Genomic DNA, 425 nt, shown 5'->3' on the forward strand with positions numbered 1-425 from the left:
CACGGCTGGTCGCCGACCCACATGGCCGGCGCGAAGGTTTCGGGCAAGACCTTGGGTATTGTCGGCATGGGGCGCATCGGCAAGGCGACGGCCAGGCGCGCGCATTTCGGCTTCGGCATGAAGATCGTGTTCTTCAACCGGTCGCCGGTCGATGATGAGGAAACGCGCGCCATGGGCGCGGTGCAGATGCAGACTCTGGAAGGTGTGCTCACGGCATCCGATTTCGTGTCGCTGCACTGCCCGGGCGGCGCGGAAAACCGCCACCTGATCGATGCCCGAAGCCTGCGGTTGATGAAGGGTAGCGCGTTCCTGATCAACACCGCGCGCGGCGACGTCGTCGACCAGGACGCCCTGATCGGCGCGCTGCAAAGGCGCGAGATCGCCGGCGCTGGCCTAGACGTCTTTGCCGAGGAGCCGGCCGTTCC

Annotated in this window: 1 protein-coding gene; it reads left to right on the top strand. The window is 66.4% G+C overall.

The features are described 5' to 3' along the window. A partial coding sequence (locus tag EN862_RS34895; RefSeq protein WP_245519817.1) for an NAD(P)-dependent oxidoreductase occupies nt 1-425 on the top strand: 425 nt, incomplete at both ends.

Origin of the sequence: Mesorhizobium sp. M2E.F.Ca.ET.219.01.1.1, assembly GCF_004016445.2 — a bacterium.
Lineage (GTDB): Bacteria > Pseudomonadota > Alphaproteobacteria > Rhizobiales > Rhizobiaceae > Mesorhizobium.